At 64.9% G+C, this 23,969-nt stretch carries 28 protein-coding genes; 16 read left to right on the forward strand and 12 right to left on the reverse strand.

The window, feature by feature from the left end; translation table 11 throughout:
- Positions 1–128 precede the first annotated feature (128 nt).
- Positions 129–542 carry a flagellar assembly protein FliX gene (locus tag AC066Y_RS14010; protein ID WP_212310064.1) on the forward strand — a complete coding sequence of 138 codons (414 nt, stop codon included), beginning with the start codon at positions 129–131 and terminating at the stop codon, positions 540–542.
- A gap of 24 nt (positions 543–566) precedes the next feature.
- On the opposite strand, the gene AC066Y_RS14015 is transcribed toward AC066Y_RS14010, so the two are convergent.
- Positions 567–953 (reverse strand): winged helix-turn-helix transcriptional regulator, encoded by a 387-nt coding sequence (locus AC066Y_RS14015; RefSeq protein WP_478274375.1) that lies wholly within the window; start codon positions 951–953, stop codon positions 567–569.
- Positions 954–1,055: 102 nt separating this feature from the next.
- Here AC066Y_RS14015 and AC066Y_RS14020 point away from each other — a divergent pair, with 102 nt between their 5' ends.
- The 3 genes from AC066Y_RS14020 (at position 1,056) to AC066Y_RS14030 (ending at position 3,299) form a co-directional block, all read left to right on the forward strand.
- Complete coding sequence (locus tag AC066Y_RS14020) at positions 1,056–1,667, forward strand: NAD(P)-dependent oxidoreductase (protein WP_478274376.1); 612 nt, start codon at positions 1,056–1,058, stop codon at positions 1,665–1,667.
- Positions 1,668–1,889: 222 nt separating this feature from the next.
- Positions 1,890–2,255 carry an RNA polymerase-binding protein DksA gene (gene dksA, locus AC066Y_RS14025; protein ID WP_021077973.1) on the forward strand — a complete coding sequence of 122 codons (366 nt, stop codon included), beginning with the start codon at positions 1,890–1,892 and terminating at the stop codon, positions 2,253–2,255.
- A 237-nt stretch (positions 2,256–2,492) separates the two neighbouring features.
- Positions 2,493–3,299 carry a phytanoyl-CoA dioxygenase family protein gene (locus tag AC066Y_RS14030; protein WP_478274377.1) on the forward strand — a complete coding sequence of 269 codons (807 nt, stop codon included), beginning with the start codon at positions 2,493–2,495 and terminating at the stop codon, positions 3,297–3,299.
- Between the two features lie 182 nt (positions 3,300–3,481).
- Here the strand turns inward: AC066Y_RS14030 and AC066Y_RS14035 are convergent, their stop codons facing one another.
- The gene (locus AC066Y_RS14035; RefSeq protein ID WP_478274378.1) at positions 3,482–3,910 is read right to left on the reverse strand and encodes a winged helix-turn-helix transcriptional regulator; all 429 of its coding nucleotides are present in this window, start codon (positions 3,908–3,910) and stop codon (positions 3,482–3,484) included.
- A 96-nt stretch (positions 3,911–4,006) separates the two neighbouring features.
- On the opposite strand from AC066Y_RS14035, the gene AC066Y_RS14040 reads away from it, so the two are divergent.
- Together AC066Y_RS14040 and AC066Y_RS14045 are read left to right on the forward strand one after the other, a co-directional pair.
- Positions 4,007–5,035, forward strand: coding sequence for an SDR family oxidoreductase (locus AC066Y_RS14040; protein WP_478274379.1), 1,029 nt, complete (start codon positions 4,007–4,009; stop codon positions 5,033–5,035).
- Between the two features lie 108 nt (positions 5,036–5,143).
- Positions 5,144–5,929: a 2-keto-4-pentenoate hydratase gene (locus AC066Y_RS14045; RefSeq protein ID WP_478274380.1), complete on the forward strand. Its 786-nt coding sequence runs from the start codon at positions 5,144–5,146 to the stop codon at positions 5,927–5,929.
- A gap of 150 nt (positions 5,930–6,079) precedes the next feature.
- Here the strand turns inward: AC066Y_RS14045 and AC066Y_RS14050 are convergent, their stop codons facing one another.
- Together AC066Y_RS14050 and AC066Y_RS14055 are read right to left on the reverse strand one after the other, a co-directional pair.
- Positions 6,080–6,439, reverse strand: a complete 360-nt coding sequence (locus AC066Y_RS14050; RefSeq protein WP_478274381.1) for a ClpXP protease specificity-enhancing factor SspB — start codon at positions 6,437–6,439, stop codon at positions 6,080–6,082.
- 96 nt (positions 6,440–6,535) lie between these two features.
- Positions 6,536–7,288 carry a carbonic anhydrase gene (locus AC066Y_RS14055; protein WP_478274382.1) on the reverse strand — a complete coding sequence of 251 codons (753 nt, stop codon included), beginning with the start codon at positions 7,286–7,288 and terminating at the stop codon, positions 6,536–6,538.
- Between the two features lie 545 nt (positions 7,289–7,833).
- On the opposite strand from AC066Y_RS14055, the gene AC066Y_RS14060 reads away from it, so the two are divergent.
- The 5 genes from AC066Y_RS14060 (at position 7,834) to AC066Y_RS14080 (ending at position 9,971) form a co-directional block, all read left to right on the forward strand.
- Complete coding sequence (locus AC066Y_RS14060) at positions 7,834–8,157, forward strand: ArsR/SmtB family transcription factor (protein ID WP_050403489.1); 324 nt, start codon at positions 7,834–7,836, stop codon at positions 8,155–8,157.
- Entirely contained in the window at positions 8,154–8,585 is a 432-nt protein-coding gene (locus tag AC066Y_RS14065; protein ID WP_478274383.1) for an SRPBCC family protein, read from the forward strand. The genes AC066Y_RS14060 and AC066Y_RS14065 overlap by 4 nt, the downstream gene beginning before the upstream one ends.
- Positions 8,586–8,725: 140 nt before the next feature.
- Positions 8,726–8,959: a hypothetical protein gene (locus tag AC066Y_RS14070; protein ID WP_478274384.1), complete on the forward strand. Its 234-nt coding sequence runs from the start codon at positions 8,726–8,728 to the stop codon at positions 8,957–8,959.
- Between the two features lie 33 nt (positions 8,960–8,992).
- Positions 8,993–9,427, forward strand: coding sequence for a DUF1801 domain-containing protein (locus AC066Y_RS14075; protein ID WP_478274385.1), 435 nt, complete (start codon positions 8,993–8,995; stop codon positions 9,425–9,427).
- A 40-nt stretch (positions 9,428–9,467) separates the two neighbouring features.
- Positions 9,468–9,971, forward strand: coding sequence for an N-acetyltransferase family protein (locus AC066Y_RS14080; protein WP_478274386.1), 504 nt, complete (start codon positions 9,468–9,470; stop codon positions 9,969–9,971).
- Between the two features lies 1 nt (position 9,972).
- Here the strand turns inward: AC066Y_RS14080 and AC066Y_RS14085 are convergent, their stop codons facing one another.
- The 7 genes from AC066Y_RS14085 to flgF all read right to left on the reverse strand — a co-directional run bounded on the left by AC066Y_RS14085 (position 9,973) and on the right by flgF (position 15,208).
- Positions 9,973–10,380 (reverse strand): hypothetical protein, encoded by a 408-nt coding sequence (locus AC066Y_RS14085; RefSeq protein ID WP_478274387.1) that lies wholly within the window; start codon positions 10,378–10,380, stop codon positions 9,973–9,975.
- A 189-nt stretch (positions 10,381–10,569) separates the two neighbouring features.
- Complete coding sequence (locus AC066Y_RS14090; RefSeq protein ID WP_244067831.1) at positions 10,570–10,863, reverse strand: antibiotic biosynthesis monooxygenase; 294 nt, start codon at positions 10,861–10,863, stop codon at positions 10,570–10,572.
- Positions 10,864–10,959: 96 nt separating this feature from the next.
- Positions 10,960–11,394, reverse strand: a complete 435-nt coding sequence (locus AC066Y_RS14095) for a hypothetical protein (RefSeq protein ID WP_478274388.1) — start codon at positions 11,392–11,394, stop codon at positions 10,960–10,962.
- 428 nt (positions 11,395–11,822) lie between these two features.
- Entirely contained in the window at positions 11,823–12,575 is a 753-nt protein-coding gene (gene flgH / locus AC066Y_RS14100; protein WP_092115413.1) for a flagellar basal body L-ring protein FlgH, read from the reverse strand.
- Between the two features lie 5 nt (positions 12,576–12,580).
- On the reverse strand, positions 12,581–13,636 hold the full coding sequence (flgA, locus tag AC066Y_RS14105) for a flagellar basal body P-ring formation chaperone FlgA (protein ID WP_478274389.1): 1,056 nt from the start codon (positions 13,634–13,636) through the stop codon (positions 12,581–12,583).
- Positions 13,637–13,638: 2 nt separating this feature from the next.
- Complete coding sequence (gene flgG, locus AC066Y_RS14110) at positions 13,639–14,427, reverse strand: flagellar basal-body rod protein FlgG (protein WP_092115411.1); 789 nt, start codon at positions 14,425–14,427, stop codon at positions 13,639–13,641.
- Between the two features lie 16 nt (positions 14,428–14,443).
- On the reverse strand, positions 14,444–15,208 hold the full coding sequence (gene flgF / locus AC066Y_RS14115; RefSeq protein ID WP_478274390.1) for a flagellar basal-body rod protein FlgF: 765 nt from the start codon (positions 15,206–15,208) through the stop codon (positions 14,444–14,446).
- A gap of 381 nt (positions 15,209–15,589) precedes the next feature.
- Here flgF and fliL point away from each other — a divergent pair, with 381 nt between their 5' ends.
- The 5 genes from fliL to AC066Y_RS14140 all read left to right on the forward strand — a co-directional run bounded on the left by fliL (position 15,590) and on the right by AC066Y_RS14140 (position 22,870).
- Complete coding sequence (gene fliL, locus AC066Y_RS14120; protein ID WP_050403480.1) at positions 15,590–16,078, forward strand: flagellar basal body-associated protein FliL; 489 nt, start codon at positions 15,590–15,592, stop codon at positions 16,076–16,078.
- Positions 16,079–16,096: 18 nt separating this feature from the next.
- Positions 16,097–17,299, forward strand: coding sequence for a flagellar motor switch protein FliM (gene fliM / locus AC066Y_RS14125; RefSeq protein WP_092115408.1), 1,203 nt, complete (start codon positions 16,097–16,099; stop codon positions 17,297–17,299).
- Entirely contained in the window at positions 17,296–17,763 is a 468-nt protein-coding gene (locus AC066Y_RS14130) for a DUF6468 domain-containing protein (protein ID WP_478274391.1), read from the forward strand. The genes fliM and AC066Y_RS14130 overlap by 4 nt, the downstream gene beginning before the upstream one ends.
- Positions 17,760–18,572: a MotE family protein gene (locus tag AC066Y_RS14135; RefSeq protein ID WP_092115406.1), complete on the forward strand. Its 813-nt coding sequence runs from the start codon at positions 17,760–17,762 to the stop codon at positions 18,570–18,572. Before AC066Y_RS14130 ends, AC066Y_RS14135 begins: the two co-directional genes overlap by 4 nt.
- Positions 18,573–19,033: 461 nt before the next feature.
- The gene (locus tag AC066Y_RS14140; protein WP_478274392.1) at positions 19,034–22,870 is read left to right on the forward strand and encodes a tetratricopeptide repeat protein; all 3,837 of its coding nucleotides are present in this window, start codon (positions 19,034–19,036) and stop codon (positions 22,868–22,870) included.
- 12 nt (positions 22,871–22,882) lie between these two features.
- On the opposite strand, the gene AC066Y_RS14145 is transcribed toward AC066Y_RS14140, so the two are convergent.
- Complete coding sequence (locus tag AC066Y_RS14145) at positions 22,883–23,728, reverse strand: glyoxalase superfamily protein (protein ID WP_478274393.1); 846 nt, start codon at positions 23,726–23,728, stop codon at positions 22,883–22,885.
- Positions 23,729–23,969: the final 241 nt, after the last annotated feature.

A 23,969-nucleotide genomic window follows, 5' to 3' on the forward strand; every position in this document is an offset into this window, starting at 1 on the left:
GCCGTTCGGTTCCGGTTCGCCAGGGAGCGCGAAACTGCCGTGCGGCGGCAAAAATTGCCGGGTCGTTTACGCACCGTTAACCATAAAACGGCGATGCTCGCGGCATTCAGGCCTGCGGGATCATGACGATGCGCATCTACGGACCGAACGGCACCACGCTTGGCACGTCGACCAGCTCGACGCGGCGCACCTCGTCGAGCGGCTTCTCGCTGCCGGATGCGACCAGCGCGCAGGAGGAGGTCCGCTCCACCGCCGCGCCGAAGGCCGCCACGAGCCTCGATGCGCTGCTCGCGCTGCAGGGCGTCGAAGACCCGACCGAACGCCGCAAGCGCTCGGTGGCGCGCGGCAAGGGCGCGCTCGATGTGCTCGACGCGCTCAAGCTCGGACTGCTGTCCGGCAATTTCGATTCCTCCACTGTGAACCGGCTGCGCGATGCTGCGGCGAGCCTGAAGGAATCCTCCGGTGACCCCGGCCTCGATGCCGTGCTGGGCGAGATCGAGCTGCGCGTCGAAGTCGAGCTCGCCAAGGCCGGGCAGTATTAGGCTCCTCTCGATCAATTAGCTGCCTCAGGCCGCCAGTGCCTTGCGCTGCGCGTCGTAGCGGCGTTGTGCGGCCAGCACTTCCTTCAGATTCTGCTCGGCCCAGTCGCGCAGCGGATCGACCGCTTCGGCGAGCGTCGATCCGAGCGGCGTGATCGAATACTCCACGGTGACCGGAACGGTTGCGATCGCACGGCGGCGCAGCAGCCCGTCGCGCTCCAGGCTCTTCAACACCTGCGACAGCATCTTCTGCGAAATGCCTTCGATGGCCCGGCGAAGCTGGTTGAAGCGCATCGGCTCGCTCCGCAGCAGCAGCAGGATCAGCACCGCCCATTTGTCGCCGACCCGGTCGAGGATCTGGCGCGTCGGGCAATTGGCGGCATAGGCGTCCGGTTTCGGGCTGGCGGCTTTCATCGGGTTACTCCAGCGTAATCAGGTGAGACAAGAGTGCCTTCTTCACACTTACATCCATTTCGCTATCTAGTCACCATTGGAAACTATCAATTGGAGACTTTGATGAAGATCGCCATCGCCGGCGCATCCGGCCAGGCCGGCTCGCGCCTCACCGCGGAACTCGCCCGCCGCGGCCATGCCGTCACCGCCATCGCCCGCAACCCGGAGAAGATCGCAACCCTGCCTGGTGTCACCGCCGTGAAGGGGGATGTGAACGACCAGGACGCCCTGACCGCGCTGTGGGCCGGCCACGATGCCGCGATCAGTTCCGTCCATTTCACCGTCAGCGACCCGGTCAAGCTGATCGGGGCGGCCAAGGCGTCCGGGGTCGGCCGCTATCTCGTGGTCGGAGGCGCCGGCAGCCTCGAGGTGGCCCCGGGCGTCCGCCTGGTGACCACGCCGAACTTCCCGGCCCAGTACAAGGCCGAGGCCTCGAAGGGGGCTGAGTTCCTCGACCTGCTGCGCCAGGAAAGGGACCTGAACTGGACCTTTTTGTCGCCCTCGGCGCTGTTCGTGGCAGGCGAGCGGACCGGCAAGTTCCGGCTCGGGACCGACCAGCTTTTGACCGCAGCCGACGGGAAGAGCTCGATCTCGTTCGAGGACTTCGCAGTTGCACTCGCCGACGAAATCGAGCGCCCGGGCCATATCCGGCAGCGTTTCACGGTCGGCTACTGACGGGCGAGGAGAGGGGTAAGGGCTGGCTCCAGGCAGGGCGGATAAGTTTGCCTGTGCAAGGCCTTGGGGGCAGCCCGCCTTTCGCGGTGGCAGATATTGTCTGTCACATGACGTGGCTATATAAGGCGCCGCGCGGAGGGGTTTTGTTCCCTCCGCCAGACAGGGACATGGCTGCCTTTGGAAAAGCTGAAGAACTACCGGCCGACTGAAAAAGAGCCTTTCATGAATGAGCGGCAGCGTGATTATTTCCGCGCCAAGCTGCTGGCCTGGAAGGATGAGATCCTCCGCGAATCGAAGGTCACGCTGCAAACGTTGCAGGAAGAGAACGTCAACCACCCCGATCTCGCGGACCGAGCTTCCTCGGAAACCGACCGCGCGATCGAACTTCGAGCCCGCGATCGTCAGCGCAAGCTGATCTCCAAGATCGACGCGGCGCTCCAGCGCATCGAAGACAACACCTACGGCTATTGCGAAGAGACCGGTGACCCGATCTCGCTGAAGCGGCTCGAAGCCCGCCCGATCGCGACGCTGTCGGTGGAGGCGCAGGAACGCCACGAGAAGCGCGAGAAGGTCTATCGCGACGAATAGTGGCGGTGGACCACTACAGATTGATTCCGGCGCGCACCGGTCGTAGGTTCGCGCCGCCATGATGACGCGTACTCTCAACATCGCATCGGTTTTCTTCCTGGGCTGATCTCGTTTCCGCACGGAAGCGCTGATCGTCCCCGCGAGCTCGGGCTCGCGGGATTCCAGTGAACCGAATGAGCCGGCCAAACTCCGCGCCTCGCGGAGCATCGACGGCTGGCGACGATTTCAGAGACAATCATGACCGATCGAGACGACGCGCGTGCGCTCAGCGACGCGCAAATCGAGCAATTTATCGAACATGGCTTTGTCCGGATCGACAACGCCTTTCCCCGCGAACTCGCCGATGCGGGACGTGCCATCATGTGGCGCGACCTGCCGTGCAGCGAGCATGATCCTTCGACCTGGACGCGCCCGGTGGTGCGGCTGCCCGGCTATGGCGAGGAACCATTCCGGCAGGCAATCAACTCGCCGCTGCTGTATCGGGCGTTCGACCAGATCGCAGGCCCCGGCCGCTGGTCTCCGCGCCACAACATCGGAACCTTCCCGGTGCGGTTCCCGCATCCGGACGATCCCGGTGACGCCGGCTGGCATGTCGATGTCAGCTTTCCCGGCGAGGATTGCGATCCGAACGAACGGAGCGACTTCTCGGCATGGCGAGTGAATGTCAACTCGCGCGGCCGGGCGCTGGTGATGTTGTTCCTGTTCTCCGATGTCGGCGAGGACGATGCGCCGACCCGGATCAGGGTCGGCTCGCATTTTCAGATGGCGCGTTATCTGGCGCCGGCGGGCGAGGCCGGACGCGCGCGGATGAACCTCGCGCAAACGGGCGCCGAGTGCGAGCTTGCGCTGGCGACGGGTGAAGCAGGCACGGTCTATCTGTGCCATCCCTTCCTGGTGCATGCCGCGCAGAAGCACCGGGGAACGAGGCCGCGCTTCATGGCGCAACCGTCGCTCAGTCCAGCCGAGCCGTACCGGCTCGAGCGTGACGACGGCGCCTACTCGCCGGTCGAGATCGCGATCCGGCGCGCGCTCGGCATGGGTTGAACCGATATCTCCACTGCCTTCCTTCACCTCTCCCGTTTGCGGGGGAGGTCGGATCGCATCGTTAGATGCGATCCGGGTGGGGGCTCTCACCACATGCGACTCGTGGAGAAACCCCCACCCCAACCCTCCCCCGCAAGCGGGAGAGGGGGCCGAGCCCCGATGCCGTCGCAGCTCGACGTCATTCAGCCGATCGCCGCCCCGAGTGTCATCTCGCTTGCCTCCGCGTGACGGCGCGGTCCGTGGATTTTCGACCACGCCAGCAATTCGCGGAAAGCCGGCGTCAGGCTCCAGGCCGAATCCGTCAGCTCGTATTCGACCCGCAACGGCTTTTCGGCGAGCACCTTGCGCGACACCAGCCCATCGCGCTCGAGCTCGCGCAGTTGCGCGGTCAGCATATGCTGGGTGATCGGCACCAGCGCGCGGCGCAGCGCGCCGAATCGCACGCCGCCGTTCATCAGCGTGAACAGGATCTCGAGCTTCCATTTGCCGCCGAGCGCGCGGATCGCGTGCTTGAACTCGATCAGCAGATTGGGGTCGGTCGGGCAGCTCTCGCATTCACCGCCGTCACATAGTTCGCTGGTATTGTTTTCCATACCGGTCTCGAATTTCATTCTACTTGTCCAACGTCAGATAGTGACCAGATGCGGCCTGTGCAGGTGGCGGTGCAATGTGTGCCCCATCCGCCGAACCATGAAGAGGCTAGGGACATGAGCACGGTTTTGGTCACGGGGGGATCGGGTTTCATCGGCGTGCATACCATCCTGCAGCTGCTCGCCGACGGGCATACGGTGCGAACCACGCTGCGAAATCCGGACCGCAGCAAGGACGTGATCGCGATGCTGCGCGAGGGAGGCGCGCACGCGGCCGACCAGGTCGGCTTTGCCACCGCCGACCTGCTGCGCGATGCCGGCTGGCGCGAGGCGGTCACAGGATGCGATTACGTGCTGCATGTCGCGTCGCCGCTCGGTGCGCATGTGCCGGAGGACGAGAACGAGCTGATCGTTCCGGCGCGCGAAGGCACGCTGCGGGTGTTGCGCGCGGCGCGCGACGCCGGCGTCAAGCGCGTCGTCGTGACGTCGTCGTTTGCGGCGATCGGCTATGGCCATCCGCCGCAAGCCAAGCCGTTCGATGAGACCACCTGGTCGAACCTCGATGGCCCCGATGTGCAGGCCTACCCGAAATCCAAGACGCTCGCCGAGCGCGCCGCCTGGGATTTCGTCGCGCGCGAAGGCAACGGCCTCGAGCTTGCCGTGGTCAATCCGACCGCCGTGTTCGGCCCCGCGCTCGGCGCCGACTTCTCCGAATCGATCGGCATCATCAAGGCGCTGCTCGACGGCGCGATGCCGGCGGTGCCTCGGATCCATTTCGGCCTCGTCGACGTGCGCGACGTTGCCGACCTGCATCTGCGCGCCATGACCTCGCCCAAGGCCGGGGGCGAGCGGTTCCTCGCGGTCGCCGGCGAGACCATATCGATCCTGCAGGTGGCCCGGCTGCTGCGCAGGAAACTCGGCAGCAAGGCGCGGCGCGTGCCCCGGTTCCAGGCGCCGGACTGGATGATCCGGCTCGCCGCGCGGCGCAACCCGTTGGCCCGCGCCACCCTGCCGCTGCTCGGCAAGGTGCGCCGCTCGACCAGCGCCAAGGCGCAGAACCAGCTCGGCTGGCGCCCGCGCGGCAATGAGGAGATGATCGTCGCGACCGCCGAGAGCCTGATCAGGCTCGGCCTGGTCAAGGCCTGACGGCCTCGCCCGTCCGGCGTGCTTGCCAGACGCGTCGGCGAGTGCTGAATTGCAGTGAGCAGACGGAGGCGCCACCGCGCCGCCGAGAACATCAGGGAGGCTGCGCAGATGGATCGGGTCCTCGCGGCCGCAAAGGCGATTGCCAGCGCGCGCCGCAGCCGCGCGCCACTCAAGGCGCTCGCCAAAGACATCGTGCCGCTCGACGAGGCCGAAGGCTATCGCGTGCAGTACGCACTGCACGATCTGCTGCAGCCACAGGTCGGCAGCCTGGTCGGCTACAAGATCGGCTGCACCAGCGCCGTGATGCAGGAGTACATCAACATCCCGCACCCTTGCGGCGGCGGCGTGTTCGAGAAGGTCGTGCATGACAGCGGCGTGCGGCTGCCGGCGGCCGACTTCGTTCATGTCGGCGTCGAATGCGAGATCGCGGTGCGGCTGGCGCGCAGTCTCGCTCCCGGCGAAGGGCCGTTCACCGCCGAATGGGTCGCGGAGGCGATCGAGGCCTACCATCCGGCGATCGAGATCGTCGACGACCGCTACGTCAAATGGGAGACGCTCGGCGCGCCGACGCTGATCGCCGACGACTTCTTCGCCGCCGGCTGCGTGCTCGGCGAAGCCGTGCCACGCATCACCGTGCCCGATCTGCGCAAGGTCACCGGACGCGCGCTCGTCAACGGCAAGGAGGAGGGGCGGGGCACCGGCGCCGACGTGCTCGGCCATCCGCACAACGCGCTCGCCTGGCTCGCCAATCATCTCGCCGCCGAAGGCCGTGGCCTGCATGCCGGCCAGATCGTGTTGACCGGCAGCCTGGTCAAGACGGTGTGGCTGAAGGCCGGCGACACGGTCGTGATGGAGCTCGATGGGCTCGGCAACGTGGAAGCGACGTTCACGTGAGGTGACGTTGCGTTGACGAGCTTGCCTCCACATGAAGATGTCGTCCCTGCCTAGTGCGCAATTGCGCACGGGAGCAGGGACGACACGGGAGTGCGCGGAGCGACGTTCACCTGACCTTCCATCTTCCTCCAGCTTGAAGGTCGCTGTTTCCTACAGTTGATTGTTCGTGCACATCAGGGCCTTGCCGTCCCACAGGCTCCTGATCGCGTCGAACGGCACGGTCAGCCTGGCATATTTGCGATTGAACCAGACGCCGACCTCGAAGCCGTCATCCCTCACCACGAGGCGATCGAATTCGTGCTGCAGGATGATCGTGATCTCCTCGGGATATTGCTCGATCACGGCGGCGGGCAGCTTCACGCCATCGGCCCGGGTTGCGAAAGTGATGTTGACCGGCCGGTCCGCCGCGGCATGGCGGAGCAACGCGATCATTTCGATCCGCCCCTGCGCCGTGTTGCAGGGCTCGACGCCGGCGCGCGCCGGCAACCAGGTCACGACCAGGAGCAGCACTCCAGCAATCCATCCGCGCCGGCGCCACATCCGCCTTCTCCATGTCGCTCACGCGACGTCGTTCTTGGCTTCGGTGGTCGCAGGCCGCGCCGAGGTTCAAGTCGCCGGTCGCCTGGCGTCCGTGACCAGCTCGACCTTGCCGTCGGCCAGCCGATAGACCGCGCCGACGATCCGGAGCTTGCCCTGATCGACCGCGGCGCTGAGGATCGGCGTCGCCGTCTTGAGCATCGCGACGTTGTCGATGACGTTTTGCTTGATGGCGTTGGCGAGCAGGTCGCCCGGCTTGCCCTCGGTCGCCTTCACCGCCGGCGCGATCGCGGTGACCAGCTCGGGCAGATGGCCGGGCAGGGTGGTGTTGTCCTTCAGCGACTTGATCGCGGCGTCGACCGCCCCGCAGCTGTCGTGGCCGAGCACCATGAACAGCGGCACGCCGAGCACGGACTGCGCATACTCGAGGCTTGCGATCATCTCGTCGCTGGCGAAATTGCCGGCGACGCGGCAGACGAACAGGTCGCCGCGGCCGGTATCGAAGGCGTATTCCGGTGCGATGCGGGAGTCCGCGCAACTCAGGATGCCGGCGAACGGGTTCTGTCCGCCGGACAGCGCCTCGCGCTCGTGCTTGAAATCATGCCGCCGCGAAACGCCTTCGACATAACGGAGGTTGCCCTTCACCAGCCGGTCGAGCGCGGCGTCCGGCGGCAGCACGTTCTGCGGCTTCGGCGGCGGTTTTGTCTCCTTGGCCGTCACAGCCGGCGCAAGGGCGAGACTGGCCGCGGTGCACGCCGCGCCAGCGAGGAAGAAGCGCCGGGAGGTTCGGTTGGGAGGCATGATTTCGCAGAGCTGGCACATCAAGGTTCTCCGAACAAGGACCGCGTCCGCGCGATATGTGTAGGTCATGCGCCGCGCCATCGCAACGACGTGAATTCGTGGGCTCGCGACCGCCACGTCCACAATCGTCGTCCCTGCCTAGTGCGCAATTGCGCACGGGAGCAGGGACCCAACCCCGCGGCGGATGTCGTGAAGGGACTCGTCGTTTCAGCTTCGTTCAACAATGTCGATCGGTGGTTGTGGGTCCCTGCTTTCGCAGGGACCACACCAAGCATGTTGAACGGTCTGTGAGCCAACATCCGCATGTTCGCGATGAGTTGGGTCAGACGCCAGGCGGAATATTTTCTTATTGCGGGATTGAAGGTTTTGCTGAGTTGCCCGAACGGGCAAATCAGCGGCTGATGGATAGCCAATCAGTTATGAGTATGTCGGCGCGGCCAAATCCGCGCCAAGCATACCGAAGGTATTGCAGCATGGTCACCAGTCAGAGTTCCCCAACTTCCCGCTTGACCGATCCATAGCTCGTCAGTTATGCATTAATCCATAACCAACGGGCTATTGATCCGATGCCGGACGCTCACGACGTGCTGTTTCGAACTCTCGCAGACCCGACCCGCCGGGCGATCTTCGAGCGCCTGTGCCGCGAGGGCGAGCAGACCGTCGGTGCGCTGACGGCGCGGGCAAAGATCTCGCAGCCGGCGGTGTCAAAACATCTCGGCGTGCTGAAGCAGGCCGGGCTGGTGCGCGACCGGCATGAAGGAAGGCAGACGCATTACAGCGCGCAACTCGGCGCGCTGGCGCCGTTGATCGACTGGACCAGCCAGATGGCGGGCTTCTGGCAGAACCGGTTCGACCACCTCGAAGATCTTCTCAAAAGGATGGACCAATGAACAAGACCACCCGTGAGACGCGCTCCGCAATCGTGGAGCGCGAATTTCCCCATCCGCCGGAAAAGCTCTGGCGCGCGCTGACGCAACCGCATCTGATGGAGGAGTGGCTGATGAAGAACGACTTCAAGCCCGAGGTCGGGCACAGCTTCAATCTGCGCGGCGAGTGGGGCGGCGTGCTGGACTGCAAAGTGCTTGCCGTCGAGCCGCACAAGACGCTGTCCTACACCTGGAATTTCGCGCATGCGGATGCCGCCTACAATCTCGAGAGCGTGGTGGTCTTCACGCTGACACCGACGGCGAAGGGCACCCATCTGCGCGTCGAGCAGTCCGGCTTCCAGCCGCATCAGAAGCAGGCCTATGGCGGCGCCCATGCCGGGTGGAAGCAGTTCCTGGAGAATCTCGATCAGCTGCTGGTGCGCGAAGGCTGATCGTCCTCTCTCTCTCGTCATTGCGAGGAGCGATAGCGACGAAGCAATCCATTGATCCGCGTACTCGGTGCGATGGATTGCTTCGCTTCGCTCGTAATGACGGCAATACACAAATTTGCACCGACCCAACAGGAGGTCACATGAACTGGAACAACTGGATCAGGCAATTTCACCGCTGGCTCTCGATCGTCTTCACGGTTGCCGTCATCATCAACATCGTCGCGATGGTTCTGCAGCAGCAAGCCGTCTGGATCGGCCTGCTGGCGCTGTTCCCGCTGATCTTCATGCTGCTGAGCGGCCTGTATCTGTTCGCGTTACCCTATCTGGCGCCGCGGCGGATGCAGGGGGGATCGACCTCCGCATCACAAGTGTGATTGCATGAGACAGGCTGGGACCATGAGGCAGCAATGACGGCATCGGAACGTATCGACCAGATGATCGAGGATCTCACCGACTGGCGCGGCAAGACGCTCGCCAGCCTGCGCAAGAGCATCCTCGCCGCCGACTCCGAAATCATCGAGGAATGGAAGTGGATGGGCAGCCCGGTGTGGTCGCGCGACGGCATCATCGCGGTCGGCAACGCCCACAAGGGCAAGGTGAAGCTGACCTTCATGTATGGCGCGCAGCTTCCGGACCCAGACAAGCTGTTCAACACCGGCTTCGAGGGCAATGTGCGGCGCGCGATCGATCTGTTCGAGGGCGACAAGATCAACGACCGCGCGCTGAAGGCCCTGATCCGTGCTGCGATCGAGCTCAACCAGGCCAAATCCAAGAAACCTGAGAAGAAGCCGGCGAAGAAGGCGGCCGCGGGCGCTCGCGCAACCGCGAGGAAGAAGGCATGAGCTGCGCCGGCGTGCGGCCTGCCGATCCGGTCCATCCGTGATGATCACAACCAGGCTCGCCACATCGTCGGATGCGGAATCCATTTCCGCGCTGCTGACGGCCAATACCGGCGATCGGGGCGGCATGCTGCTCGGGCAATGGCCGCGCGATGCGATCGAGAAGCGCATTTCAAGCGGGCAATCGATCGTCATCGCGACCGACAAGGCGGAGAGGTTGCTCGGCGCTCTTCTGACGTCTGAGCGAGGATTTGATGAGGCTCCGCCGGTGCAGGCTATGCTGAAGGCCTGGCCGGGGCGTCCCGATGCGTATGTGTACGGTCCGGTATGCGTCTCCCAGGACGCGCGCGGCCTTGGAGTCCTGCCGGCGCTGTACGCGAAGCTTCAGGCGACGTTTCCGGGCCGCGAGGCAATCCTCTTCATCCGGAAAGACAATCAGCGCTCGCTCAAGGCGCATTTGCGGCTCGGCATGCGTGAGGTTGCGCGATACGATTTCGCCGGCGCGGCTTTCATCGTCCTGAGCAACGGGCCCGAGCGGCGCGGGTAGGTCAAATGATAGTCCGCCGCTCCACCGTATCGGCGAGGCGTTTCGCGTCGCGGACAACCGGATAGATCGCGGCGCACGTCAGTACGCCGTACAGGGTTGAGCCAAAGGTTCGCGTGAAGTCCGCCGACTGCAAAATCAGGGCCATAACCGCGATGCCAAAGCCCGACGAGAGCATGGTGAAGAAGAGATAGGACCAGAGGAATTGAGTTGCCTGCTGATTGAAAGCTTCGCCGACAGCCATCTGGCGAACCTCGCGACGGGTCCAGAACAAGTCGGAGATGACCGGAATCACGAATAGAATCGTGACTGCGAGGGAGAGGCCGTCGAAGTGCCTGATCGTGCTTGCGAGGCACAGGCCGAACACAAAGGCGCCGACCGCACCGCAGCAAGCATGAGCGAAGAGCCTCATGACTGTGATTGGCCTCGTGCTCATTGCGGTCGTATCCGTGATCGTTCTGCCTTGCGGCGTTGGCGCCATGATAGCGCAAACGGCGGCGATTGTCGGAGCCGAGATGCTCCGTCCGGGCGAAGTTTACCCGGCGCGGCCGTCAGCTTTCGTATGCACGATCACTGGCCCCGCAACCCCGGTTGCGGCCAATCAGGCTTTGGTGTGCACGATCACTGGACCCGCAACCGCGGTGGCTTGGCCGATCAGCAATGGGCCGAGATTGTCATCGATCCAGGCCAATGCGCGGCGGTTGGCCTCCTCGGCGCCGGCATGATTGTTGAAGACGCTGATCGCGGTGACCGTGTCGTCGCCGGCATAGACAACGTAATAGGCCATGAAGCCTTCGACATCGCTGATGATCGGAATTGCGCCTTCCTTGATCCGGCGCGCGAGTTCTTCGGCGCTACCAGTCTTCGCCTTGGCGTGACGGATGGCGGCATACATGCGTTCCTCCTTCCGGCTGCATCGATCGGGCTGCGCTTCGCGCATGCGCGATGGTACGCCCGAAGGGGCGGAGATGCCAACGGGATTGCGGACCGATCAGCTGAATCGCCGGGTCACGACGGTTGTACGGCGGTCGGGGAGCTTCGGCAGCCTCGTCACATCCGCGCGCGTTGCCGTGGTTTTTGGGCCGGGGGCGGGCGCCTGCTCCTGTTGCTGCAGAAACAGCGTGGCTTCGAACAGCACGCCGGGGGCCTGCTTGGCGGTGCCCGAGCACACCGCGCGATTGCCGCTGAAGGTGCCGCTCAGCTGCGCCTCGACCTCGTCGCATCCGAACACGGTGGTGAACGGGCCGTCGGCATATCTGTGCGTCGTCAGGACCGCCGTGAAGCGGTCCCCATCGAGCTGATAGGAGCCGCCATAGGTGAACATGGCGTCGCCGCCCGAGATCCTGCCGTTTGCGAGATGGACTATTCCGGTTCCTTCGCCGCGCGGCGTGCGAAACCACGCCGCATATCGACCGTCTCTTTGCATGACCGTCACGAATTGCAAACCCTGCGTTGTCGTCTAGCTACGTTGCAAGCGGAGGGACTGCTACTTAACCTTCACCCGACGGTTAACGAACCGAGAAGCCGATTGCGCGACTTGCACGAAGCGGTATCGGATTGGTGCGCGACGATCGCGCGAGTGCCCTTTTCCGTTCCGATGGAATCGGAACGGGCTCTCGATTGTTGTCTTGACGCGTTTTCTTCACGCGAACCGGTGTCCACTTCGCTCGAAAACGTTCCAGTGCATTCGACCGGTCACAAGAATGCCACGGCCCTCGCCAGGGGAGCTAGCGAGGGCCGTGTTGGTACACCGCGCCGCGCCTAGGTTCGCGACGAGATGTGGGAGCTCGAAAAAATCTTACTTGGGCATGGTCCTTATCCGAAAACCGGTTTCCACTTTTCGGGATCATGCCGTTAGAAGGGCAAGAGCACGTCGAGAACCTGCTGGCCATAGCGCGGCTGTTGCACGTCGGTGATCTGGCCGCGGCCGCCATAGGCGATGCGGGCCTGGGCGATCTTCGAGGAGTCGATGGTGTTGTCGCTCTGGATGTCTTCCGGGCGGACGATGCCGGCCACGATCAGCTCGCGGATTTCGTAGTTGACGCGGATCTCCTGCTTGCCTTCGACGACAAGGTTTCCGTTCGGGAGAATCTGGGTGACGACGGCGGCGACGCTGGTCTGCAGCGCTTCCTGGCGGTTGACCGAGCCCTTGCCGTCGCTCGAGGCCGTGGATTCGGCGGTCAGGATCTTGCCGGGCAGAATCTTGTTGGCTTGCGTGATGGTCTGCGAGCCCAGGAAGTTGGTCACCCCGGAGTCTTCGGAGTTGCTGCGGCTGCGCTGGGTTTCGTTGGCGATCGCGGCCTTGTCGGTGAAGTTCACCGTGACCGTCAGGATGTCGCCGACGCGCGCGGCGCGCTGGTCCTTGAAGAAGGCGCGCGAGCCGCTGCGCCACAGCGAGTTGGGGCTGTAGGAGGCGACCTCGGGCTTCGGCATCGGCATCTGCACCGGCTTGTAGCCGGGCTGCGCCGTCGGGTTCTCGATCTCTGTCAGCTTCGGCTTTTCACCGATCTGGGAGAGACGGTCGATCGACGAGCAACCGCTGGCGATCGTTCCGAGTGCGAGCAGCGCACCGGTCAGGATGAGGCGGTTGATGCGGTACTGGGACATGAACTTTACTCGGCGTTTGGTGCAACTGAACTCAGCTTGACGGGAGCGGAATCTGAAGAGGCGGCGTCGGCGGCCGGCGCTCCGCGCGGGGTCGCAACCGAGATCGAAACCTCGCCGCGGCCGGTGACGACGCCGGAGACGGCGCGCTTGGACTGCAAATTCATCACGTTGACGACGTCGCCCTCTGCGCCGCCATCCATCGCCTTGCCGCGGATCGTGAGGTAGAGACCGGAGGTGCGGTAGACCAGCGTGACGTTCTGGTCGCGGGTGACGAGATCGGGTTTTGCCATGTCGGCTGTGCGCAGCGCCTGGCCGGCGCGGATCTGGCGGCGCATCTGCATGCCGACGGCGCCGTCGCGCACCGCCGCGTCGTTGCCGATTTCGGCTTTCGGACGGCGCTCGACCACCACGTCGGAGGCTTTCAGCACGTCGCCGCGTTCGACATTGCGCGTCAGCACGGCGGCGTCGATGGTCTCGATCGCGGTGCCGGTGAGGCGCAGCTTGTACGGAGCCGTGCCGGCTTCGTTGCTGACCTCGAAGGTAACGTCGAAACGCGTCGAGCGTTGGTCGTAGCGCACGGCGACGGGCTGCATCGCGCCGGTGCTGGTTGCCTCGAGGCGGAGGTCGCCGGGATCGCGGTCGAAGGTCAGCGCGATGTTGCCGGCCCTGCCGAGCCCGTGGCGGCCCTCCAGCGCGCGCGACAACTGCTGCTCGATCTCCTTGCTGTCGATGGTGCGCGCGAGCCGCGTGACGGTGATCTCCTTCAGCTCGCGGGTGTCGACGCCGATCACCTGGTGGGTGCGCAGCACGTTCAGCACCTGCGCGACCGGCAGCGTACCAGTGGTGCCGAGGTCGGGCGCGCGGTAGATCGCGATGCTGCCGGCGCTGCCGGCATTGTCGATGAGGTCGCCGACCCGCACGATGTCGTCCGCGACCGTGACGCTGGCGCGCAGCGTCGGCACCGCGATGGTCTCGCCGCGGCTTTGTGCCGCGGCTGGTAGCGCGGTCACCGCGAGGAGCGCGGCTGCGATCAGGAGTGAGCGGGCGAACATCGACATCATCCTCAGCGGAACAGGTTGGAGGTCGACTGCATCATCTGGTCGGCCGCGGAGACCACCTTCGAGTTCATCTCATAGGCGCGCTGCGCGGCGATCAGGTCGGAGATTTCCGAGACCACTTCGACGTTGGCCTGTTCGAGGTTGCTCTGCTGCATGTCGCCATAGCCGTCGGTGTTGGCGATGCCGTCCTGCGGCTGGCCGGAGGCCGGCGTCTCCTGGAACAGGTTGTCGCCGATCGGCATCAGGCCGGCCTTGTTGATGAAGCGGGTCAAGCCGACCTGGCCGATGTTGGTCGATGCGGTCTGGCCCGGCAGCGTCACCGAGACCTGGCCCTGCGCATTGATGGTGAGGCCGGAGGCGTTCTGCGGGATCGTGATCGTCGGCTGCAGCAGATTGCCCTGCGCGTTGACGATGCGACCCTGGTTGTCCATCTGGAACGAGCCGTCGCGGGTGTAGGTGAAGGTGCCGTCCGGCATCAGGATCTTGAAGAAGCCTTCGCCGCGGATCGCGATGTCGAGATCGTTGCCGGTCGGCGACAGCGTGCCCTGGGTCATCATCCGCGGCGTGCCGACGGTCTTGACGCCGCCGCCGAGGTCGATGCCCATCGGCATGATGGTGTTCTGGTCGGAGGCCTGCGCGCCGACCCGGCGCACATGGTCGTAGATCAGGTCCTGGAACGCAGCGCGCTGCTTCTTGTAGCCGGTGGTACGCAGGTTCGCGATGTTGTTGGAGATCACCTGAACGCTGAGTTCCTGTGCCGCCATTCCGGTCGCCGCGGTATAAAGTGCGCGCATCTGTCAGTCCCCCGGATCAGTTCGGCACGTCGGCGAGTTTCTCGATCGCCGATTTGTGCAGGTCGCTCTGCTGCTGGAGCAGCGAGGCGATTTGGGTGTAGGTCCGCGTGATCTCGATCATGCGGCTCATCTCGACGACGGAATTGACGTTCGACTTCTCGATGAAGCCCTGGCGGATCTGCGCCTTGGTGTCCGGCTGCGGCGCCGCGCCTTCGCCCGGCACATAAAGGTTGGAGCCTTCCTTCAGCAGGCGCTGGGCCTGCGCGAACGAGACCAGGCGCAGCTTGCCGCGGATCGAGTCGAGGCGGGACGTGCCCTCGAGCACGCTGACGTTGCCGTCGGGGGCGATGTTGACGTCGTGATCGGTCTGCTGGAACGTGATCGGGCCGGCGGTGCCGAGCACCTGGTAGCCCGAGGCGGTGACGAGCTGGCCGCGATTGTTGATCTGAAGGTTGCCGTCGCGGGTGTAGCGCTCGCCGCCCGGCGTCTGCACCACCAGGAAGGCGTTGCCGTCGATCGCGACGTCGAGCGGGTTCTTGGTCTCTTCGGTCGGGCCCTGCGAGAAGTCGTGGAAGGTCGCGCGGTCCTGCACGAAGGAGACGCGGCGGTCGGAGGACGCGAAATTGTCCTCATGCGCGTTCGAGGACAGATATTCCTGGAACAGCGACCGGTCGGCCTTGTAGCCGTTGGTGTTCATGTTCGCGATGTTGTTGGAAACGACATCCATCTGCCGTTCCAGCACCATCTGCTTCGATAGTCCGACCAGAAGCGTATTCTGCATCGGTGGTTCTCCCCTGTGAGGTGATCCGATGCGAAAGGTTCTCCCAAACCTTCACGCCGGACCGTCGATAACCATTGGGTTCTCCCAAACCCGCCAGTCACGTTGTCCTCTCAGCGAAACCCGTGCCAACTTTAAATAATCAGATATTTGAATGGGTTAGGTGTTTTTCGGGGGCGTGCCGGGCGGCAGAAAGGTCTTGTTGACCATGTTTGCCCGGCAGTTTTTTCCTAGTTGAAGGTAAATCCTAATCTTCCGTTAACCATTATGACCCCAGTGTTGCCGGCATTGGGGCGCGTGTGCGCCGGCGGCCTTTGTATCGCGTCTTCAAGCCAAAGCTGGGGCAAATCGCGTTCGCATCCTTCAGGTTGAAGCGAGCGGACGATGGCGGACGAGGAAAAGACGGATAGCGGCGAGGGCGCGGCCGCTCCGAAGAAGGGCAAGCTCAAGCTGATCATTGCCGTCGTCGGCTTCCTCGTCGTGCTCGGCGCGGGGGCGGGCGGATGGTTCTTCTTCATGCGCGGTCACGGCGAGGAGCAGCACGCCGAAGCGCCGCCGCCGAAGCCGCCGAGCTTTGTCGACGTGCCCGACATGCTGGTCAATCTGGTCGGCGCGCCCGGCGAGCGGGTGCAATATCTCAAGCTGAAGCTCGTGCTTGAGATCAAGGAAGAGAAGCAGGTCGAGGCGATCAAGCCGGCGCTGCCGCGCGTCACCGACCTGTTCCAGACCTACATGCGCGAGCTGCGCCCGAGCGATCTCAACGGCTCGGCCGGCCTGTTCCGCCTCAAGGAAGAGCTGACCAAGCGCGTCAACCTCGCGCTGGCGCCCAACCAGGTGAACGCGGTGCTGTTCAAGGAAGTCGTGATCCAGTGACGGGGCGGATGTAAAGCCATGGCCGGCAACGACCAGATGGACCAGGACGCCATTGCGGCCCAATGGGAAGCCTCGCTCGATTCCGAGGATCCTGCGGCGGCTGCGGCGGAAGCTGCCAAGAACGAGCTCACCGAGAACATGGCGCTGCAATGGGCCGCCATGGTCGAGGACGGCAGCCGCGACTTCGGCGGCAAGAACACCAATGGCGAGCGCGTGCTGTCGCAGGAGGAGATCGACAATCTCCTCGGCTTCACGGTCGGCGACGTCAGCCTCGACGATCATTCCGGCATCCGCGCCATCATCGATTCCGCGATGGTGTCCTACGAGCGTCTGCCGATGCTCGAAATCGTGTTCGACCGCCTGGTGCGGTTGATGACGACCAGCTTGCGCAATTTCACCTCCGACAACGTCGAGGTCTCGCTCGACCGCATCACCTCGGTGCGCTTCGGCGACTACATGAACTCGATCCCGCTGCCGGCGGTGCTCTCGGTGTTCAAGGCGGAGGAATGGGAGAATTTCGGCCTCGCCATGGTCGACTCCAACCTGATCTATTCGATGATCGACGTGCTGCTCGGCGGCCGCCGCGGCCAGACCCAGCTCAAGATCGAGGGCCGGCCCTACACCACGATCGAGACCAACCTCGTGAAGCGGCTGGTCGAGGTGGTGCTGTCGGATGCCGAGCAGGCGTTCCGGCCGCTGTCGCCGGTGACCTTCACGATCGACCGGCTCGAGACCAATCCGCGGTTTGCCGCGATCAGCCGTCCGGCCAATGCCGCGATCCTGGTGCGCCTGCGCATCGACATGGAAGACCGCGGCGGCAATGTCGAATTGCTGCTGCCCTACGCCACCATCGAACCGATCCGCAACGTGCTGTTGCAGATGTTCATGGGCGAAAAGTTCGGCCGCGATCCGATCTGGGAAGGCCATTTCGCCACCGAAGTGGCGCAGGCCGAGATTGCGGTCGATGCGGTGCTGTACGAGGCCGATATCCCGCTCAAGGAGCTGATGAAGCTCAAGGTCGGCGACACGCTGCCGCTGGACATCCGTTCCGACGCGCTGGTCTCGGTCCGTTGCGGCAATGTCACCCTGACGGAGGGGCGCATGGGCCGCGTCGGCGACCGCGTCGCGATCCGCGTCACCAAGAATTTGCGTAAACCCCAAACCACCTTCGCGATGTTCGAGAAGGCGGACGAGCGGACCAAGATGATGGAGGCACCATGAGTCACGTGCTTGGACTAGCAATCGAGAGTCTGGTAGCCGTGCTGCTGATGCTGACGATCGGCTATTGCTGGCTGCTCAACAAGCGGCTGCAACGGCTGAAGGCGGACGAGCATTCGCTGAAGGCGACGATCGCCGAATTGATCACCGCGACCGAGATCGCCGAGCGGGCGATCGGCGGATTGAAGCACGCGGTGCGCGACGTCAACGAGAACCTTGGCAACCAGCTCGACGCGGCGGTGCAGATGTCGGCGCAGCTGAAGAACCAACTGGCGGAAGGCGACCATGTGGTGCGCCGCCTGTCCAAGATCGCGATGGCCGCGCGGCCGCCGGAGCCCGCGCAAGCGCCGGCACCGGCGCCTGCCGCGCCAGTGGCGCCAGCGCCCAGGGTTTCGGCGGCACGCGCGGTTGCCGCGGCGGCTGAAGCCTTCACCGAGCGCAGGAGGGCCGGCGGCCTCGCTGCATGAAGTTGCTTCGTGACATCAGAGTGATGCCCGTGGTGCTGGTTGCGATCTTCGGCCTGATGGTGCTGAAGGTCGCGGGCCTCGTGCTCGATGGCGGGTACGTGTTTGCCGATGACGCGCCGCCGGCCGGCCCGGCCGGCCCGTCCTGGGCGCAGCAGAATTTCAACTTCCCCGGCGCTCCCAAGGCGGTTGCCGACAGCAAGTTCAAGGCCGATCCCGGCGACATCACGGGATCGGTCGAGGGCAAGGACGCGAAGAAGGACGAGGCACCGAAACCGGCCGCGCCGGCCGCTGAGGCGCCCAAGCCCGACGGCGTGGTGGTCAATCTGGATGCGCCGCCGCCGGTGTCGGCGTCCGAACGCGCGATCCTGGAACGGCTGCAGTCGCGCCGCCAGGAGCTGGAGACGCGTGCCCGCGAGGTCGAGATTCGCGAAAGCCTGCTGAAGGCCGCCGAGAAGCGCATCGAGGCCAAGGTCGAGGAGGCCAAGGCCAATGACGCCAAGACGAATGCCGATGCGGCGGCCAAGGCAGAAGCCGACGCCGCCCGCTTCAAGGGCATCGTCACCATGTACGAGAACATGAAGCCGAAGGACGCCGCAAAAGTGTTCGATCGGCTGGAAATGACCGTGCTCTACCAGATCGCCTCGCAGATCCAGCCGCGCAAGATGTCGGACATCCTCGGCCTGATGCAGCCCGAGGCCGCCGAACGGCTCACGGTCGAACTCGCCCGCCGCGCCGGCGGCGACAAGTCGGTATCAACAGACGATCTTCCCAAGATCGAAGGCAAGATGCTCACGCCGAAGACGAATTGACGGAGCGCGCTAGCCTCAGAGGCTAACCTTCGGCGGGTTTGCGCCCGCGAGCCAGACGCCTTCGCGACGTCGGCGATAGCCGTGGCGACGAAAGATGGATCGTCCTCATCCAGCACCGCTGCGATACAAGCGGTTTGCTGCTCAAGTGCTTTCAGATGATTCTGGATGTCGAATCTCGTCGTATAGAGCGGCAGCTTGAACCGCCCATTTCCGCGAGCCGTTCCAATGTGATGGCAAGTGTTCTTTAACCATACCGCAAAGACGTTCGACCGACAGATTACCGCAGGGGCGAAGCCGCCTCCGAAACCCGCTTCAAAGACACCTTCCTGGTCCCCTCGTAGCGTCCTCTGAAACAATCAATTGACGTTAACAGCTCCTTAACGCCGCCCGATCCAAGATCGGGACGCGTGGGCGAGGGCGCTTCGCGCTGGTATGGCTGAGATCCGAGAAGACGTTTCGAGATGGCGCGAACGGCTGCCGCTGAAACATGGTCGCTAGGCCGCGCCTGGGCGCGGACTGCCCGTCTGTGCCTGCTTGCCACCGGCCTTGCCGTTACAACCCTCACATATCCAGCCACGGTGCGGGCCCAAGACCTGCCGCCGGTGCCGGGCGAGGCGACATTCTCGGCCGCGAACGGCTATGCCCGGCTGGTGCTGAAGCTGAAGGAGGATGTCGAGTCGGAGGTCACGACCGCCGGCTCGATCATCGTGATCCGCTTCAAGCGTCCGGTCGATATCCCCGTCGAGAAACTCTCGGATGCGGTGCCCGACTATGTCGGCGCCGCGCGCCGCGATCCCGACGGTTCGGCGATCCGCCTGTCGCTGGCGCGGCGCGTCACCATCAACACCATGACCGCCGGCGAGCGCATCTTCGTCGACTTCCTGCCCGACGGCTGGACCGGCCCGCCGCCGTCGCTGCCGCAGGAAGTGATCCGCGAGCTGGCGGAGCGCGCCCGTGCCGCCGAGCGTCTGCTGCGTATCCAGCGCGCCGCCGATGCCGCCAAGAAGAAGCCGCCGATCCGGGTTCGCGCGCTGGTGCAGCCCACCTTCGTCCGTTTCGTGTTCGAGGTCCCCGACGGGGTCAGCGTCTCCTCGGTGCTGAACGAGCAGAAGCTGACGCTGTCCTTCAACTCGGTCCTGGCCTTCGACCTCGCCGATGCCAAGGTTGCCGCTCCCCCGAACGTCGCGTCGATCAGTTCGCGCGCCGACACGGATACCTCGGCGGTCGACGTGACGCTGGTTGGCGATGTCGACGTGCATTCGTTCCGCGACGAGAAGAACTACATCGTCGATGTCGCCTTCCAGCAGAGCGAGCAGCAGCCGGCGGCGAAGCCCTCGCTGAGCTCGTTGTTGCCGACGCCGCGCGGCATGCCGAAGGGGGCGGCTGCGATCGCGCCGGTGACGTCGGAGAGCATCGCGCAGCAAGCCAAGATCGAGATCAAGTCCGAGCAACTCAAGGCAGAGCAACCCAAGGCGGAGCCGGCCAAGTCGGAGCAGGTAAAGTCCGACCCGGTAAAGTCCGAACAGGTGCAGTCCGAGCCGGTCAAGCCCGAACAGGCCACGACCGAACAACCGGCGCCCGTGCCCGCCAAATCGGAACAGCCGAGATCCGAGCTGCCCAATTCGGAGCTGCCGAAGATCGCCGCGGCGCCGGCGGCCGACGTCGAGAAAGCCGCTGCACCGGCCGCGCCGCGCGAGGGCAGCGCTGCGACCGAACAGAGCGACGCGCCGAAGCCTGCGGCTGCTGTCGCGGCCGTGCCGGCCATGGAGGCGCCGAAGCCAGCGGCGCCATCGCCGCCTGCAGAGGCCCGCGCCAGCGCCAAGTCTGCTGCCAGTTCCGCGGTCGAAGCCCTGCGCGACAGCGACGGGTTGCGGGTGACGTTCTCATTCCCCGGCGTGACGCCGGCGGCGCTGTTCCGTCGCGCCGACACGGTGTGGATGGTGTTCGACACGCCTGAGGCGATCGACGTCGATCCGATCCGCACCAAGGCCGGCTCGCTGATATCAGACGTCAGCCGGATCGCGCTGGAGAAGGGGCAGGCGGTGCGCTTCCGCCTCAACCGGCCGCAGATGCCGTCACTCGAGAGCGACGATCGCTCGCGCGGCGTGAGCTGGACGCTGACCTTCGCCGACCGGGTGCAGAAGCCGCCGCTGCCGCTCAGCGTTGTGCGCAACATCAGCGAGCCTTCGCTCGCCAATGTCAGCGTGCCGCTCGCCAATCCCGGCCAGCTCCATAGACTGATCGATCCCGATGCGGGCGATACGCTCTGGGTCGTGACCGCGCCGCCGCCGACCCGCGGCATCATCAAGCGGCAGGACTTTGTCGAGCTCTCATTGCTGGAATCGATCCACGGTGTCGTGGTTCATCCGAACGCCGACGACGTCAAGGCGGAGGTCGGCGTCGACAAGGTGATGCTGGGCCGGCCCGGCGGCCTGACGCTGTCGTCGGCCGACGTCGCCGCCGAGCGGGCGACCGCGGCAGTGAAGCCGCTGTTCGATCCGGACGAGTGGCGCAAGAACCAGTCGGAGAATTTCCTCAAGCAGCTCGACGGGCTGATTGTGGCGGCTTCGACGGCCAATGCCGAGCAGCTGCCGCAGGCGCGGCTCGATCTCGCCGATTTCTACATGGCGCGCGGCATGTACCAGGAAGCCCATGGTGTCGCCAATCTGATGCTGTCCGAGAGCAAGCGCGGCAGCGAGGCAGCGTCCGTGGTGATGGTGCACGCGGTGGCCAGCATCCTGATCGGGCACCCGGCGCAGGGCCTCAAGGACCTCGCCAATCCCGTGATCGGCAACGGTTACGATTCCCAATTGTGGAAGGGGCTGGCCTTCGCCCGCGAGGGCAAATGGCCTGAGGCGCGCGAAAAGTTCAAGAACGCCGAATTCGCGGTCGCGACGCTGCCGCCCGATCTGCAGCGCATCGTCACGATCGACTCGATGAAGGCCTCGCTCGAGGTCAAGGACTATGCCGGCGCCGCGCGGCGCAAGAGCGATCTCGACGTGGTCGGCGTTCCCGACGCGCTCAAGCCCGCGGTTGCGGTGCTGCGCGGCCGGCTAGCCGAAGCGCTCGGCCAGGAGAAGGATGCGCTCGACGCTTATCGCTTCGCCGCCAGTTCGCCCGACCGGCAGGCCGCCGCCGAAGGCAGACTGCTGGAGACGCTGCTGCGGCAGAAGCGCGGCGAGATCGGCCGCGACGATGTGCTGAAGGAGCTCGAGCTCCTGTCGATGCTGTGGCGCGGCGACAATATCGAGCTGAAGACGCTGTACGTGCTGTCGAAGATCTATGCCGAGACCGCGCGCTATTCCGATGCCTTCGCGGTGACACGTGCGGCGACCCGGCTGCAGCCGAACGCGCCGGAATCGCGCCAGGCGCAGGATGCCGCCTCGGCGCTGTTCGTGCAGCTCTATCTCGGCCCGAAGGGCGACGAGATGGCGCCGATCGATGCGCTCGGCACCTTCTACGACTATCGCGAGCTGACGCCGATCGGCCGCCGCGGCGACGAGATGATCCGCCGTCTCGCCGACCGTCTCGTCGGCGTCGATCTGCTCGACCAGGCCGCCGACCTCCTGCAGTACCAGGTCGACAAGCGGCTCGAAGGCGCGGCGCGCGCCCAGGTCGCCGCGCGGCTTGCGATGGTCTATCTGATGAACCGCAAGCCCGACCGCGCCATTGGCGCGCTGCGCTCGACCCGGATCGCAGACCTCTCCGGCGAACTGCGCCAGCAGCGGCTGCTGCTCGAGGCGCGTGCGCAGAGCGACGTCGGCCGGCACGACCTCGCGCTCGACATCATCTCGAACATCACTGGGCGCGAGGCGATCCGGCTGCGTTCGGACATCTATTGGGCGTCGCGGCACTGGCGCGAGGCATCCGAGCAGATCGAGCTCTATTACGGCGACCGCTGGCGCGACTTCACCCCGCTCAATCCGAGCGAGAAGGCCGACGTCATCCGCGCCGTAGTCGGCTATGCGCTCGCCGAGGACACCATCGGCCTGTCCCGATTCCGGGAAAAATACGCGCCGCTGATGTCCGGCGATGCCGACAAACTGGCGTTCGACGCGGCCAGCAAGCCGGTCGCGACCTCAAGCGCCGAGTTCGCCCAGATCGCGCGGATGGCCGCCAGCGTCGACACGCTCGACGGCTTCATCCGCGAGATGAAGACCCGCTTCCCCGACGCCACCGCCCGCGCGCCGCTGCCCGATCCGGTCACGACCGGATCGCTGCCGGAGAAGCCGAAGGACGCGCCGGTCAGCACGCTGCCGCTCATCAAGGGCGAGCGCCGCGCCGGCGCGACGCCGTAGCGGAACGGGCTGTTACGGGCCGGGAGTCACCCACGCGGTCGAAATGATCCCCTTGTCGTCGAGCGCGATGCGCCAGCGCGTAGCGCCGTTCGCCTGTCTGACGCTATAGACGTCTTCGCCTTGCTCGCCGACACCGAGAAAGCGGATCGATTGGATCGTGCCGAGGTCCGCGAGGGGCTGAAGCCACGCCATCTGCTTGCGGGTCGCCGCCGCCAGGGGCGGGCTCATCTCATTGTAGTTGGGATTCCCCCTGGCGATCCCATCGATCAGCCGGTGCAGCGCAGCCTCGGTTCCAGGATTTGCCGACTGGTTCTTGACGCGCTCCGCCGTCTGATCGGCGATCTTCCTTGCTGTCGCGGCGTCGATACGCGCCATCGGAATATCGCTGCCGTTCTGATGCAGAATCAGCGAACTGGCACGTCCGTCCGGTCCGACAACGAAGCTGACCTGCGCGTCGACAATCCTGGCGAAGAATTCGGTCACGCTCTCTGCAAAGAACCGCACCGAGCGCTGCCCGGTCAGTTGCATCACCAGATGATGTTCGTCGGGTGTCACCGTGAACACGGCGCGGTCGTTGAGCTGATAGAACCCGGCATAACGATCGAGCGTGGCTGAATCGACGGCGGTCTCCTGCCGCGTGACGATCGGCGGTGATTCTGCGGTGGAGTCTGCAGCCTGTGCCGGCGTGCTCGGCCGTCCGGCGGAGTGAATCCGGGCGGACAGCGTGTTCCAGTCGCGCAGACCGAGGACGTTGGCGATCAGCTCCAGGCTGTCGCTGTGGGTGAGGGGGATCGATTTGGCAGCGAGCGCTTCGCGCAGCGTCTGCGCCATGGCCTTGGCATCACGAAAGTCGCGCATGGGATCAACCTTTGCATCGACGAACGGAAAGCGTCAGGGGCTTGCGTTGCTGACCCGTTCGTGCGGGCAAAGGAAGCCTGAAACCTGGCTTGATACGTTCACCGTCCCCGGGCGGGGTGCAAGCGGCGGGTGGTATCGACCCAGCCCAATGTTCGCCGGGACCCGCAATTTGTCAATTGCAACAGCCCGTGATCGGGGGCGTCCTCTCGACATTCGGCTGCCAAATCGGCAACCATGGCTG

Source organism: Bradyrhizobium sp. USDA3010 (genome assembly GCF_056429065.1).